A 14,188-nucleotide genomic window follows, 5' to 3' on the forward strand; every position below is an offset into this window, starting at 1 on the left:
AGGGCTGAAGGAGTCGATGGATGGTATCGATCCCGGCCCGCACCCGAAAGCCGTCAAGGCCGGGTGGTTGCTGCCAATGCATCCGCGCTCAGGCCCAGGTCCCAGGCCAGCCCGACCAGCCCGTAATCGGCGCGGCCGGCCAGCGCAGTGGCCGACACCTCCACGCGCTGCTGCAGCAGCACCATCTCGGCCTGGGCCAGCTGTTCCAAGTGTCCGAGCAGCGCCCGGCCCTGCAGCGGCGCAACCGCGACCGCCATGGGCGAGGCCACCTCGGCGGTCATCGACGCCACGGCGTCAGGCGCGCTTATGGGGCAGGGCACAGTAGCAGAGGGGGCGGTGTTCAACAGCATCGGGTCATCTTCTGCAGCGAAGGCGGAAAGCGTAAGCACCACGGCCCCGGGGATGCCGGGGCCGTGGGCGGTGCCGGAGCCGGCACGCGTCATCTCAATCAGAACAGCTCGACCGCGCCGGCGGCCATGCTCTGCTGGCTCACCGGCTTGTGCGGCGGACGCTCCCACTCGCTGCGCATCTCACGCAGGCGGCTGCCGGTGCGCTGCAGTGCGTTGGCCACTTCCTCGTCGAACACGCCGCCATTGCGGTGCAGCAGCTCCTGCAGGCCCACCGCTTCGCGGTTGATCGAGGTCAGGCGATCGAGGTGGGTGTGCACGCCACCCAGGGCCTGGGTGGCGATGTCTTCAAACTGCAGCGAACGGACCGCTTCGGCCACGCTGGTATCGATTGCACGGCCGCACTCGGAGATTTCGCGCATGCCGTCACCCAGCGAGGCGTTGATCTGGGCCACGTTGTCCAGCATCTGCGCCGCTTCGTGGCGGGCTTCGCGGGAGCGGTCCATGTCGCGCGAGGCCATGTGCGACACCGTCTCGCGGACCTTGGCGATGGCGTCCTTGGAGCTGTGCGCCAGTTTGCGGATCTGTTCGTTGAACGTCGTCGAACGTTCGGACAGGTTGCGCACTTCGTCGGCGACCACGGCAAAGCCGCGGCCGGCCTCGCCGGCACGGGCCGCTTCGATGGCCGCGTTCAAGGCCAGCAGGTTGGTCTGGTCGGCGATCGACTTGAACGTCTTCCAGCAGCGCGAAAATGCCATCCAGGTGCTGCGCCATCTGGTCGATGTGCTGCACGGTGGTGCTGCTCTGGCCGCTGACCTGTTCCAGCGCCTCCACCAGCTGCTCCATGCGATGGCTGGCATGCTGGGCGAAACGGGCCACGTCCACGCCGGCGCCACCGTCCTCACCGGCACGGTCGACGATGCGAGCCAGTGCCTGGCTCTGCTGGCGCGACTTGCGGTTCATCGCCTCGAAGCTGCCGCCGAGGCCGGCAACGGCCTGGCGGATCAGGTCGCGGGCGCGTTCGATCTCACCGCGCGAGCCGTCGATTTCGTTGCCGACGAACGAGCGCAGCTCGGTCAGCAGCTGGTACTGCTCGCGCATCATGCGGGCATGTTCAGGCGAACGCCGGGTCTGCGCATGGCCGGTCCACCAGGCAAAGCCCAGCCAGCTGAGCGTCATCGTGGACAGGATCGCCCAGCGCAGGGCGGCCGGCCACTCGAAGCCGATGGCGAAGGGGAGCAGCAGGGTCAGGACCAACGGAGCGGCCAGACGGATGAAAAGGCGTGAGTACATGAACGTTCTCGGGGAGGTGCACGAAGAATGTATCGGCCGTACCCCCGTTTGCTTTAGTGCGCGGATGCACTTTCACCCCTGCCGGGCAGGTACCGCCCGGTGGGCGATACCCGTGTGCCGGCACCGAGCACCGGCGAACGCTCAGCGCAGCTGGCGGTCCACCGCTTCCACCATCGCCTTGCGCGAGAACAGGAAGTCCCAGTACTGCCCGCCGGTCTGGCGCCACAACACCGCCGAACGCACCGCGGCCAGCAGCAGGGCGCGGATCTCGGCCACGACCCCCGCCTGGGCCAGGTAGTGCGGGTTGCCCTGGACCATCACCCGCGGCTTCAGGTTGCTGATGGTGTCGGCATACAGGCCGCCAAGTGCAGCCAGCACGTCCGGATGGGCGCTGTCGCCCAGTTCGCCAGCCTGCCGCTGGGCCTGCTCGATGCCCTGGCTGACCGTGTCCACCACCGCATGCTCCCGAACGAAGCGGCGCTCCAGCTGCAGCACCGCCAGTGCCAGCCGCGGCAGCGACTCATCCTGGCCCTGGTTGCGGAAATAGTTGTGCAGCAGGCGCAGTCCCGGTGCCACGTTGGCGGGGCTGCCGTAGATGGCCTGCGGGCTGTCGGCGTCGATGCGGAACACGCTGTCGATCGCAGTACGCACTACGGCCGCCTCGGAGTGGCCGGTCTCGGCGATACGGCGCACCTGCTGCAGGGCCTGGGCAATGCCGGCCAGAGCAAGGACGCGGTCGTCGATGGAAAAACTCATGCAGCAGATACCTCGAAGGGGGAAGGGACGGTCCGCAGGCGCTGTTCCAGCGGTGCATCGGTGGCGGCGATCACCGCGCCACCCAGGCAGACCTCATCGTCATACAACACCAGCGATTGACCGGGGGTGACGGCGCGCTGGGGCTGGGCGAAGCGCACCAGCAGGGTGCCATCATCGTTGACCACCACCTCGCAGGCCTCGTCGGGCTGGCGGTAGCGGGTCTGGGCGGTGCAGGTGAAGCGGCGCGCGGGCGGGGCGCCGGCAATCCAGTGCGCCGGCTCCGACTGCAGCCGGGTGGAGAGCAGCCAGGGGCTGTCGTGGTCCTGGTCGACATACAGCACGTTGCTGGCCACATCCTTGCCCACCACGTACCAGGGCGCGGCCGGGCGGCCCCGCACGCCACCGATGTTCAGGCCCTCGCGCTGGCCCAGGGTGAAATAGAACACGCCGGGATGCTCGGCGATCAGGGTGCCCTCGGGATCGCGGATCTCGCCGGTCTTCGCCGGCAGATAGCGCCCGAGGAACTCGCGGAAGTCGCGCTCGCCAATGAAGCAGATGCCGGTGGAGTCTTTCTTGGCGTGGGTCGGCAGGCGCGCATCGCGGGCGATCCGGCGCAGGTCGTTCTTCTGCAGGTCGCCGATCGGGAACAGGGTGGCGGCCAGCTGTTCCTGCCCCAACTGGTGCAGGAAATAGCTCTGGTCCTTGCTGCGGTCGGCACCGCGCAGCAACGCCCAGCGCCCGCCCACCTGGGCCGTGCGGGCGTAGTGGCCGGTGGCGATGCGCTCGGCCCCCAGCTCGCGGGCGGCGTCCAGGAAGTGCTTGAACTTCACCTCGCGGTTGCACAGCACGTCCGGGTTCGGGGTGCGTCCGGTCGCGTATTCGGCCAGGAAGTGCTCAAACACCCCTTGCCAGTACTCGTTGGAGAAGTCGCGGAAGTGGAACGGAATACCCAGCAGGCCGCATACCGCGACGGCATCGCGGCGGTCGTCCTCGGCGCGACAGTCGCCGCTGCCGTCGTCGGCCCAGTTCTGCATGAACAGTCCGGCGACCGGTTCGCCCTGCTGCACCAGCCGCCAGGCGGCCACCGAGGAATCTACGCCGCCGGAGACGCCCACCATGATCCGAGGGGTACTCATGCCGTCTCCTTCACGATCGACAACGGATGGCGCTGGCCACCGAGGTAGTCGGCCACCACCTGCCAGACCAGCGGGCTGCGCAGGCGCGCGGCCTCGGCCTGCAGCGCGGCCGGGCTGAGCCACAGCGCCGCGGCGATGCCGGCATCCAGTGGCCGGGCCGGATCGTGGGCGATCGGCTCGGCGGCATAGGCAAAGCGCAGGAACGGGGTGCCGTCGGGTGCGGTCCACTGGTAGGTGCCGATGAAGGCGGTCAAACGCACCTCCCAGCCGGTCTCCTCCAGGGTTTCGCGCACTGCCGCCGCGGCCAGGCTCTCGCCCGGCTCCAGGTGCCCGGCGGGTTGGTTCAGCACGTGGCGGCCGTCGATGTGCTCCTCGACCAGCAACAGCTGCCCGTCCCGCACCACCACCGTGGCAACGGTGACATGCGGGGTCCAGCGCGGGTGCTGTGCGGCCGTCATCGATCAGTACTCGTCGGTGCCGGTGAGTTCGTTTTCCATCGCATCGGCAGTACGCATGGCCGCATCGATGGCATCGCTCAGCGAGGCCGAACTGGCATTGGCATCCACCTTGACCACGAACATGGCCAGCTGCTCCTGCTTGACCCACGCGCCGAGCTTGGCGTCCTGGGAGTCCTCCAGCAGGCGATTGGCCACGGCGGCCGGGAACTGCTTGCCCGGCGAGTTGTAACCGGGCGACCAGATCTCGCGGACCTTGTGCGAGCCGAATTCTTCCACTGCCGACCGCACGAACACCAGCTGGGTGCGATCCTCACCGGTATCGAAGACCATCTTGTAGTCCCCGTCCTCGTCGATCTCGTACGGGTAGTCCAGCTGTTTGAGCACACGGCCGACGGCCTTGTCGGCTTCAGCTTCGGCTGCGTGCGCGCCGAACACCGTGGCGGTCAGCAGCAGCGCGGTGACGATCCTTTTCATGAAATCCCTGTGAATGCGTGGTGGATGTGCAGATTGTGAAGGGGGACAGGGTCAACGTCCATTCCCGCTATAATGGTCGGATGCCCCGCGAGCCTTCCCACGACCCCCACCACGACCACGGCGTCCTGCTTGAGCCGGCCCGGCCGGAGGTGGCGCCGCCGCCGTTCTACCAGGTGATGCTGTTGAACGATGACTACACCCCGATGGATTTCGTGGTGACCGTGCTGCAGCACTTCTTCAGCCTGGACCTGGACAAGGCCACCCAGGTGATGCTCCACGTGCACACCCGCGGCCGCGGCGTGTGCGGGGTATTCACCCGTGAAGTAGCCGAGTCCAAGGTGGCCCAGGTCAATGAGTTCTCGCGCATGAACCAGCATCCGCTGCTGTGCACGATGGAGAAGACCGGCGCCTAGGCGCCCGCCTGGCCCAGCCGCCGCAGCGCCATGCCGGCCACCGCCAGGTCCACCCCGGCTGCATCGCCATCGGCCAGGAACCACACCGCCGACAGCCCCGCGCTGGCCGCGATCCAGCGCAGCAGGGTGGTGCGGTCCAGTCCGGCCAGCGCACTGACCTGGTCCAGCCGGCGTTCGAAGACCGCCTCGTCGGTGGCCACGTGGATGTCCGGGCCGCACAGGTCCGGGTTGGTGAACAGCACGGTGTAATCGAAGGCGCGGTCGCCGAGCACGCGCTTGGGGTCGATCGCCAGCCAGCCGCGGGTACCGAAATCCAGCACGTTGTCGTGGTGCAGGTCGCCATGCAGGGGGCGCACGTCGACCTGTGCGGCCAGCACTACCCGTGCCTGTGATCTGCACTGTTCCAGCAATGGCGACAACGGGAGGGGTGGGGCCAGCAGATCGCCAAACCAGTGCGTCAGTCCCACCAGGCCCTCCGGTATCGGGCCGCGTGGCCGGTGCAGGGTAGCCAGCACCCCGCACAGGAGCGAGGTGGCCTGCGCATCCTCGCCCCGGGTCGACATCGCGCGCAGCGACGGGCCCGGTACCGCCCGCTCGATCAGCACCGCCGGGCCCTCATGGGCCAGCAGCCGCGCCGCACCGTCGCCCTGCCACCAGCGCAGCAGCAGGTGGCCGTTCTGTTCCTCGGCATCGGTGCTTACCTTCAACATGGCCGCCGTGCCGTCGGGGAGCCGGACCGGCCATAGCCGGCCACTGGGCGTGGCGATGACGTCGCCATCACGTGCAAGCTGCCATTTCGTGAGCTGAAGTTCGGGCATGATGGAGTCGCTGGGAAGCATTCTGGTGGTCGAGGCGAGGATACGGGACTGCTAACGCCGTCTGAACGCACCGATCCGCTAGGGTGATGGAAATTGCGCAGCAAGGCCGCATATTGTTCCCACCTGCCGCCGGAGTAGAACATGTTCAGTAAAGACCTCGAACACACCATCGGTCAGTGCTACAAGCGCGCCCGAGAGGCCCGGCATGAATTCATGACGGTGGAACACCTGCTGCTGGCACTGCTCGACAACCCGTCCGCCCAGGCCGTATTGAAGGCCTGCGGTGCCGATGCCGAGCGCCTGCGCCAGGAACTGGAGCAGGCCATCGAGGCCTCGGTCTCGCGTCTGGCCGAAGATGACGGCCGCGACACCCAACCGACCCTGGGCTTCCAGCGCGTGCTGCAGCGGGCCGTGTACCACGTGCAATCCTCGGGCAAGAAGGAAGTCACCGGCGCCAACGTGCTGGTGGCCATCTTCGGTGAGAAGGATTCCCATGCGGTCTACTACCTCAACCAGCAGGACGTGACCCGGCTGGATATCGTCAACTACCTGTCCCATGGCATCGCCAAGCTGGGCGAAGACGGCGAAGTGCCACCCGCGGCCGACGGCGAGAGCCGCACCGAGGGCGGGGAGGGCGAAGGCAAGGGCGATGCCCTGGCCGAGTTCGCCAGCAACCTCAACGAGGCGGCCCGCCACGGGCGTATCGATCCGCTGGTCGGTCGCCGCGACGAAATCGAGCGCACCATCCAGGTGCTGTGCCGCCGCCGCAAGAACAACCCGCTGTACGTGGGCGAGGCCGGCGTGGGCAAGACCGCCATCGCCGAGGGCCTGGCCAAGCGCATCGTCGAAGGCTCGGTGCCGGAGGTGCTGGCCGACGCGGTGATCTATTCGCTGGACCTGGGCGCACTGGTGGCCGGCACCAAGTACCGCGGCGATTTCGAGAAGCGCCTCAAGGGCGTCCTGACCGCGCTGAAGAAGATGCCCAACGCGGTGCTGTTCATCGATGAGATCCACACCATCATCGGTGCCGGCTCGGCCTCGGGTGGCACCATGGATGCCTCCAACCTGATCAAGCCGGCGCTGGCCTCCGGCGAGCTGCGCTGCATCGGTTCCACCACCTTCCAGGAGTACCGCGGCATCTTCGAGAAGGATCGTGCACTGGCGCGGCGCTTCCAGAAGATCGACATCGTCGAGCCGACCGTGGGCGAGACCTACGAAATCCTGCAGGGCCTCAAGCCGCGTTATGAGGCGCACCACGGCGTGACCTATGCCGATGACGCGCTGCAGGCCGCGGTGGACCTGTCGGTCAAGCACATCGGCGACCGCCTGCTGCCGGACAAGGCGATCGATGTGATCGACGAAGCCGGCGCACGCCAGCGCCTGCTGCCGGCAGGCGAGCGCAAGGAACTGATCGACATCGAGGAAATCGAGACCATCGTGGCCAAGATGGCGCGGATCCCGGCCAAGCAGGTCAGTGCCACCGACAAGGATGTGCTGCAGCACCTCGAGCGCAACTTGAAGATGGTGATCTTCGGCCAGGACCCGGCCATCGAGACCCTGTCTTCGGCGATCAAGCTGGCCCGCTCGGGCCTGGCCAACCCGGAAAAGCCGATCGGCAACTTCCTGTTCGCCGGCCCCACCGGCGTGGGCAAGACCGAGGTCACCAAGCAGCTCGCGCTGCAACTGGGCATCGAGCTGGTCCGCTTCGACATGAGCGAGTACATGGAGCCGCATTCGATCAGCCGCCTGATCGGTGCACCCCCGGGCTATGTCGGCTTCGACCAGGGCGGCCTGCTCACCGAGAAGATCGTCAAGACCCCGCACTGCGTGCTGCTGCTGGACGAGGTGGAAAAAGCCCACCCGGACATCTTCAACATCCTGCTGCAGGTCATGGACCGTGGCGTGCTCACCGACACCAACGGGCGCGAAGCCAACTTCAAGAACGTGGTGCTGGTGATGACCACCAATGCCGGCGCGGCGCAGGCCTCGCGGCGTTCGATCGGCTTCACCCGCCAGGACCATGCCACCGATGCGATGGAGATCCTGCGCAAGAGCTTCACGCCGGAGTTCCGCAATCGCCTGGACGCGGTGGTGCAGTTCCAGCCGCTGGGCTTCGAGCACATCCTGCGCGTGGTCGACAAGTTCCTGATCGAACTGGAAATGTTGCTGCAGGAAAAGCACGTCAGCCTGTCGGCCACCCCGACCGCGCGCGACTGGCTGGCCCGCCACGGCTTCGACCCGTTGATGGGCGCCCGCCCGATGGCGCGGGTGATCCAGGACAAGGTCAAGCGCCCACTCGCCGACGAACTGCTGTTTGGCAAGCTGATCAACGGCGGCCGGGTCAGCATTGACGTGCGCGACGACGAGCTGTTCGTGGAAACCCAGGCCGAGCCGGAGCGCCGCCTCCCGGCCACCGTGTAGGTCACCACCGTGGGTGGCGACGCATCCCAGGTAGGTCACCACCGTTGGTCGTGACGCTTGAAAGAAGCCCCGAAAGGGGCTTCTTCGTTGTCACCCTTCAAATGAAAACGCTCAGCGCCGCCCACGTGCCCGGGTCGCAAACTGCTGCGGCGTGATCGGCTCCACCTTACTGATCACGCAGGTCTGCTTCTGGGTGTTCAAGCTGCTCACGCCACCGCTGCACAACTCGCCGTCGCGCCCGGCCGTGGCAAAGTCCAGTTTCGCCGACGTGGCCGCGCTGGTGCAGCTGTTGCGGAAATGCACGATGTAGTGCTGATCCGCATTGCGCAGCAGGACATCCTGGCTGGCGTTGGCGCGGACTACCTGCTGGTCGGCCGACAGGGTGATGCACTCGGCCGCTGGCGCTGGCGCGGGGGCCGGCTCGGCGGCGCGGACCGTGGCAGAAGCGCCGGCGACAGCCAGCAGGCTCAACAGGGACAGGATTTTCATGGCGGGGGCCGACAAGTGGCGATCCGGAGTGGATCGACTCACAGGGTGGGCGCTCGGCCGCCGGCGCGAATCTGCAGCAAGGCAGCCTGACCGACGTCAGGGTGCACACGGTCAGGGTGCCGCTCGGCACGGTAGCGACCAATATCGCGCCCACGCAAAAAGGCCAGCTCCTGGCTGGCCTTCTGGCGGGGCTTCTGTAGGGAAGCCGCCCCGAACCGCTTACTTCATGCGGTACGTAATACGACCCTTGGTCAGGTCGTAGGGCGTCATTTCGACCTTGACACGGTCGCCCGTCAGGATGCGGATGTAGTTCTTGCGCATGCGGCCGGAGATGTGGGCGATGATTTCATGCCCATTTTCCAGTCGGACGCGGAAAGTGGTGTTCGGCAGCGTCTCGCTGACGGTGCCTTCGAACTCGATGGAGTCGTCTTTCGACATGTAGTCCTGTGCAGTTCAGTAAACGGCCGAGCTGGCCTTAAGAGCGGGCATTTTACGCGCGTTCGCCCGTTCATGCAAAGTTTGCGTTAAGCGGCCTGATTTATCGGCGATTCACCCGCCGCGCACCCCGCACTTCCGGCCGCTGGCCGGCTCCCACCATCCCGACCGATCACCGGTAGTGCCGGCCGCTGGCCGGCTCCTCCTGGTTCTCGACCGCGCCAGGTACTGCCGGCCGCTGGCCCGCTCCTCAGGATCCCTGGTTTGCCAGCACCACCGCCGCCATCTCACCAAACCCCGTCGTCCAGCTGCCCACCGGCGCATCCCTCCGCACCTGCTCCCGCACCAGCGCCAGAAATCGCTCACGCGGCCAATGTTCGGCGCCCATGCTCAGCAGGTGATCGTTCTCCACCTGCGCATCGATCAGTGGCCAGCCCCACTGCGCCAAACGGTGGGCCAATGCAGCCAATGCCACCTTGGAGCCACCGCTGGCTGCGCTGAACATGCTCTCCCCGAAGAACATCTGCCCGATCGCCACGCCGTAGATGCCGCCCACCAGCCGCTCGCCCTCGAACACTTCCACCGAATGCGCGTGCCCCATCCGGTGCAGGGCCACATACGCGTCGCGCATCGCATCGGTGATCCACGTGCCGTCCTGGCCCGGGCGAAAGCTGGTCGCACAGGCGGCGATCACCTCGGCGAAGCAGGTATCGGCACGCACCACCCACGGGCTGGCACGCAGGCTGCGGCGGAACCGCGACGACAGGTGCACGCCGTCGGTGCGGAACACCATGCGCGGGTCCGGCGACCACCACAGCAGTGGCTGGCCGTCGGAGAACCAGGGAAAGATGCCGCCGGCATAGGCATTGAGCAGCCGCACCGGATGCAGGTCGCCGCCGATTGCGAGCAGGCCATCAGGTTCACGCAGGGCGGTCTCGGCCGGTGGGAAGGGCGCGTCCGGACGGTCGTCGAGACGCCAGGGCAGTCGCTGGCTCATGGGGTGTCGCTGGCCTTGAACGGGCTGTGTGCGCCCAGTTCCACTGCATAGCGCGCCACGTCGGCGCGTTCGTGCCGGCACCAGTCGGCCAGCGCGTCGGCGAACGCCGGCTCGGCAACCCAATGCCGGCTGCGCACAACCTGTGGCAGGAAGCCGCGGGCCAGCTTGTGTTCGCCCTGCGCGCCCGGTTCAAAGCAGGCCAGGCCCTCCCGCAGGCAGTATTCGATGCCCTGGTAGTAGCAGGTTTCAAAGTGCAGGCCGGGCAGGGTGGCGCCGCCCCAGTAGCGGCCGTACAGCGTGTCGGCGCCGCGCAGGCACAGAGCGCCGGCCACCGGCACGCCCTCCTGCAGGGCCAGGAAGATCACCAGCTGGCGCGGCATCGTGGTGGTCAGGTGCTGCAGGAACGGCAGGGTCAGCGCCGGCGAATTGCCGTACTCGGCGAAGGTCTGCAGGTAGAAGCCGTGCATGGCCTGCAGGTCGTCCGCGCTGGCGTCGTCGCCATGCACGATCCGATAGGTGATGCCGCTGCGCGCCAGCTTGGCGCGCTCCTGGCGGATGTTCTTGCGGCGCTTGTGGTCCATCGCCGCCAGGAAATCGCCGAAGTCGTGCCAGCCGCCCGGGTTGTGCCACTGGAACTGGATGTCCTCGCGCAGCATCCACGCAGGGTCGAATGCACTGTCTTCTTCGGCCGGATGGAAATTGATGTGGGCCGAGGACCAGCCCATCCGTTCCACCTCTGCCCGGAGCGCCTCCAGCAGCGTGGCGCGGTCGGCGTCGTTGCGGGCCAGCAGCCGCGGCCCGGTCACCGGCGAATACGGCACCGCGCCCAGCCACTTGGGGAAGTAGTCCAGCCCGTGCCGCGCATAGGCGTTGGCCCAGGCGTGGTCGAACACGAACTCGCCGTGCGAGTTGTCCTTCAGGTAGCCCGGCACGGCCGCGACCAGCGTGTCGCCGTCCCACAGGGTGAAGTGGCGCGGCCGCCAGCCCCATTCCGGGCGCAGGCAGCCGTGCTCTTCCAGGCCGGCCAGGAAAGCGTGGCTGACGAAGGGGTTGCTGCCGTCGTGCAGGGCGTCCCAGGCCGGGGCCGGGAGATCGGAAAGGCGATGCAGGAAGCGTGTATCGGGCATGGGGGAAGGATAGGGCAGTGCGATGGAAAGAAGGTGTATTGAAGCGGGATCAATGCCTTCTGACGGAATGATTGAAACGTTGCGCTACGACTTTCCGCACTTGGGCAGCAGTGCGCCGCTTGAGGCCGAGTTGGAGGGCAGGGTGGTCAGGCGCCGGTCTCATGAAGAGAGGCGCTCCACCTTCAACGTCAAGGAAATGAACATGATTACACCCCGTCTCATGCGTCGGGCCGCGCTGGTCCTGCTGGCCGCCTGTTGCGGTGCTCCCCAATCGGCACTGGCGCTACAAGGCGATGGCGATCCATCCCGTGTTGTTGAAAGTGATGTGGCACTGGATCTTCTGCTTACCAGGAAAGGGCAGCGCATTCTGGACAACTACCGGATGACACAATCGCTGCCAACCAATGTGACGGTCACGGCCGGGGCCGACATTGCCCGCAATCGACTGGTCATCAATTTTGGCCGCGGCTTCCTCCCTAAGGAGGACAACAGCTCCACCGAAGAGATCGAGCAGAACATCCGCAACACCCTCCGTTATGACATGGAGCGCGCTGTCCAGCAGGAGGTGGAAGTGCTGATCCTGTACGAAGGGCAACCGTTCGAGCACTTTTTCCCGTATCCGGTATCAGGGCAATTCGGGTCCCGAACAGCTGTTGTTGGCACCGTCCTTGTGTCGGCAAGCCATGGGTGGGTTCGTGTGCATCCCTCTGCAGCCTGGGCGCTGCAGCGACCACTGGCGCACGGAATCCGGGAGGATCTGATCACGCCTGGCTTCGCAGGGGTCCTGCAGCAAGTGCTGCAGGATCGAAGCGCGGCGACCGTGCATCGTGCCAGGCGCGGTGGGCAGGAGATGCACCCGGAGTCCATGCATCCTTGGGTCGAGATGTCGTCGCGCTACCACCTTAAGAGCCTGCTGCCTGATCGGACGGATATCTGGAACCATTTTGCAAACAGCACCGCACGTGACAGGGAGGTCAGTGACGACATCCGGGCTAGGCCGCACTATGCGAATCATCTCGAAGTCGAAGGAATGATCAGCCTTCATACCAACGGAAGCGAGAATTCACAGGTCCGAGGGGCAGAGGTGTATTACCACCCGTCCAAGCCGAATGACCGTGAGATGGCATCTTCGATGCTCTGCTACATGAAGGAGCTGATTCGGGCCCAAGAGGGCTACGAAAGCTTCCCGGTTAATAGTGCGGCGTCTACTGCAGACCACGGCGAAAACCGGTTTGCGACGATGCCGTCGGTAGTGGTGGAAGTGGCGTACCACTCCAATGCGCTGGATGCCGCCGCCCTGCAGGATCCAACATTCCGCACCGCCGCCATGAAAGGCGTCGAAAAGGGCTATCGCCTGTTCCGGGAAGGCAAGGACTGCAAGCCGCTCAAGGGTGACGCCATCGAGGCAGTCACCATGTACCAAGGCACCACCCGCGAAGTGGAGGTGCCGTTCGAGGGCTATCCGCAGTATCCCTTACGGGTCATCACCCGCAATGTCGGCTGCCCGCCCGGCTGGGTTTGCCACGGCACCGAGACCACGTTGGAAGCGCCACAGGCGGCGCCGATCACGGTTGGACTGGTCTGCAACAACAATGGCTCGGCACCGCTGTTCTGGGAAACCTCGCTGGTGGACGATGACGGGGTGAAGTCCGAACCGGTGCGGCATCGGCAGCAGTGCATCCGCAGTTCTTGAGGTGCTCCGGGACGGTGCCGTCCATTTCCTGGTGACTGACCCGTCCTGCCATAGGTTGACACCTGTGGCGGATGATCTGGCCGCCGTCAGGCGGCCAGAGACGCCCGATGCACCGCATCGGGCGTTTGCATTTTAAGCGACAGGTGCGGCCGCTCGGCGTTATAGATCCCCACCGACTCGGCGACCATCTGGCGTGCCTGCAGCAGGTCCCGGGGCCGGTGCAGCAGGAACTCGCCCTTCAATATCCCATTTACCCGTTCGGCCAGCGCATTCTGGTAGCAGTCGTAGCCATCGGTCATCGAGCAGGTCACCCCATGCCTGGCGTGGATCTTCTGGTAGTAGTCCGAGCAGTACTGGATGCCCCGGTCGGAGTGATGGATCAGCTGCTGCCGCGTTTTTCGTTCCTTCAGCGCCATCTGCAGTGCTTGGGCGACCTGTTCGGTCTGCAGGGTGTCGTGCACGCTCCAGCCCACGATCCTGCGCGACCACACATCGGTAATCAGGCTCAGGTATACAAATTTCCCCTGCGTGGGCAGGTAGGTAATGTCGGCTACCCAGACCTGCTCACTGCCGGTCGGTACCACGCGCCCTTCGCCGGGCTTGAGAAGATTGGGGTGCCGCCGGAAGCGGTGATGGCTGTCGGTCGTCTTGTGGTACGCCCGCCGCATGGGGACCAGCAGCCGGGCATCACGAAGGACGCCAAACAGACGGTCGCGCCCCATTGCCACTCCCGATGCTTGAAGCGTCGGTCCAATCAGATGATGCAGCTTGCGCGTGCCGATGCGCGGCTGGCGCGCTCGATAGCCACCTACCAGCGCGAGCGCCCGAGCACCGTCGGCCAGTTGCCGCTGCTGACGATGGCCTGCCTGATAGTACGCTTGGCGACTGATACCAAAATGGCGGCAAGCCCTTGCCACGCTTACGCCTTGGAGGCGCCTTTGCGTGAGGACTTGCCGGAAGGCTTTTTTACGATGCGCACCCCGTAGTCTTCCTTGAGCACATCCACGATGGCCTCGAAAAGCTGCGCCTTCTCGGTCGCCTCCCGCAGCTGAACCTGCAGGACTTTGATCTGTTGTTCCGGTGTCAGCGGCTTGGCCGTTCCGGACTTGGGAGCTGTGGTCATGGGGGCAGATGATGCCCCACCTGACCAGTCTTGCCGACCATGTCGCCGAAGCCACGACAGCACGGTGCTCCGTCCTTGGATTCCGTAGCGCTCCTGGGCCTGCTTGTAGGTCAGCTCCCCACGCTCGACCTGGTCCACCACCGACAACTTGAAGGCCAGCGAGTAATCCCGCTGGCTGCGCCTGATTGTTGAATTCATTGAACATTCC

Annotated in this window: 14 protein-coding genes and 1 pseudogene; 3 read left to right on the forward strand and 12 right to left on the reverse strand. The window is 66.0% G+C overall.

Going from position 1 to position 14,188, the window contains the following annotated elements; genetic code table 11:
* Positions 1-53: 53 nt before the first annotated feature.
* The 6 genes and pseudogenes from AC3IR9_RS09540 to AC3IR9_RS09565 all read right to left on the reverse strand — a co-directional run bounded on the left by AC3IR9_RS09540 (position 54) and on the right by AC3IR9_RS09565 (position 4,464).
* Entirely contained in the window at positions 54-350 is a 297-nt protein-coding gene (locus tag AC3IR9_RS09540; RefSeq protein WP_489295492.1) for a hypothetical protein, read from the reverse strand.
* Positions 351-448: 98 nt separating this feature from the next.
* Positions 449-1,716: pseudogene (locus AC3IR9_RS09545) on the reverse strand (methyl-accepting chemotaxis protein).
* 65 nt (positions 1,717-1,781) lie between these two features.
* A complete protein-coding gene (hflD, locus tag AC3IR9_RS09550) occupies positions 1,782-2,396 on the reverse strand; it encodes a high frequency lysogenization protein HflD (protein WP_489295493.1) in 615 nt (204 codons plus the stop codon).
* Complete coding sequence (gene mnmA, locus AC3IR9_RS09555; protein WP_489295494.1) at positions 2,393-3,532, reverse strand: tRNA 2-thiouridine(34) synthase MnmA; 1,140 nt, start codon at positions 3,530-3,532, stop codon at positions 2,393-2,395. The genes hflD and mnmA overlap by 4 nt, the downstream gene beginning before the upstream one ends.
* Positions 3,529-3,990, reverse strand: coding sequence for an NUDIX hydrolase (locus AC3IR9_RS09560; RefSeq protein ID WP_489295495.1), 462 nt, complete (start codon positions 3,988-3,990; stop codon positions 3,529-3,531). The genes mnmA and AC3IR9_RS09560 overlap by 4 nt, the downstream gene beginning before the upstream one ends.
* 3 nt (positions 3,991-3,993) lie before the next feature.
* Complete coding sequence (locus AC3IR9_RS09565; protein WP_489295496.1) at positions 3,994-4,464, reverse strand: hypothetical protein; 471 nt, start codon at positions 4,462-4,464, stop codon at positions 3,994-3,996.
* Positions 4,465-4,544: 80 nt separating this feature from the next.
* Between AC3IR9_RS09565 and clpS the strand changes: the two genes are divergently transcribed.
* Complete coding sequence (gene clpS / locus AC3IR9_RS09570; RefSeq protein ID WP_489295497.1) at positions 4,545-4,877, forward strand: ATP-dependent Clp protease adapter ClpS; 333 nt, start codon at positions 4,545-4,547, stop codon at positions 4,875-4,877.
* Here clpS and AC3IR9_RS09575 read toward each other — a convergent pair.
* The gene (locus tag AC3IR9_RS09575; RefSeq protein WP_489295498.1) at positions 4,874-5,695 is read right to left on the reverse strand and encodes an aminoglycoside phosphotransferase family protein; all 822 of its coding nucleotides are present in this window, start codon (positions 5,693-5,695) and stop codon (positions 4,874-4,876) included. The genes clpS and AC3IR9_RS09575 overlap by 4 nt on opposite strands.
* Before the next feature lie 141 nt (positions 5,696-5,836).
* On the opposite strand from AC3IR9_RS09575, the gene clpA reads away from it, so the two are divergent.
* Positions 5,837-8,116, forward strand: coding sequence for an ATP-dependent Clp protease ATP-binding subunit ClpA (gene clpA / locus AC3IR9_RS09580; RefSeq protein WP_489295499.1), 2,280 nt, complete (start codon positions 5,837-5,839; stop codon positions 8,114-8,116).
* A 111-nt stretch (positions 8,117-8,227) separates the two neighbouring features.
* Here clpA and AC3IR9_RS09585 read toward each other — a convergent pair whose 3' ends face one another.
* The 4 genes from AC3IR9_RS09585 to AC3IR9_RS09600 all read right to left on the reverse strand — a co-directional run bounded on the left by AC3IR9_RS09585 (position 8,228) and on the right by AC3IR9_RS09600 (position 11,164).
* The gene (locus AC3IR9_RS09585; RefSeq protein ID WP_489295500.1) at positions 8,228-8,605 is read right to left on the reverse strand and encodes a hypothetical protein; all 378 of its coding nucleotides are present in this window, start codon (positions 8,603-8,605) and stop codon (positions 8,228-8,230) included.
* A gap of 219 nt (positions 8,606-8,824) precedes the next feature.
* Positions 8,825-9,043 carry a translation initiation factor IF-1 gene (gene infA / locus AC3IR9_RS09590; RefSeq protein ID WP_005409596.1) on the reverse strand — a complete coding sequence of 73 codons (219 nt, stop codon included), beginning with the start codon at positions 9,041-9,043 and terminating at the stop codon, positions 8,825-8,827.
* 247 nt (positions 9,044-9,290) lie between these two features.
* Complete coding sequence (aat, locus tag AC3IR9_RS09595) at positions 9,291-10,037, reverse strand: leucyl/phenylalanyl-tRNA--protein transferase (RefSeq protein ID WP_489295501.1); 747 nt, start codon at positions 10,035-10,037, stop codon at positions 9,291-9,293.
* Positions 10,034-11,164: a GNAT family N-acetyltransferase gene (locus AC3IR9_RS09600; protein WP_489295502.1), complete on the reverse strand. Its 1,131-nt coding sequence runs from the start codon at positions 11,162-11,164 to the stop codon at positions 10,034-10,036. Before AC3IR9_RS09600 ends, aat begins: the two co-directional genes overlap by 4 nt.
* A gap of 52 nt (positions 11,165-11,216) precedes the next feature.
* Between AC3IR9_RS09600 and AC3IR9_RS09605 the strand changes: the two genes are divergently transcribed.
* Positions 11,217-12,857, forward strand: coding sequence for an N-acetylmuramoyl-L-alanine amidase (locus AC3IR9_RS09605; protein ID WP_489295503.1), 1,641 nt, complete (start codon positions 11,217-11,219; stop codon positions 12,855-12,857).
* Between the two features lie 86 nt (positions 12,858-12,943).
* On the opposite strand, the gene AC3IR9_RS09610 is transcribed toward AC3IR9_RS09605, so the two are convergent.
* Positions 12,944-14,178 (reverse strand): IS3 family transposase gene (locus tag AC3IR9_RS09610; protein ID WP_489291031.1). Its coding sequence is split into 2 segments (ribosomal slippage): positions 12,944-13,827 and positions 13,827-14,178, totalling 1,236 coding nucleotides; the frame shifts between segments, so codons are not numbered across the junction.
* Between the last annotated feature and the right edge of the window lie 10 nt (positions 14,179-14,188).

It is taken from the genome of Stenotrophomonas sp. GL_101 (assembly GCF_057835675.1).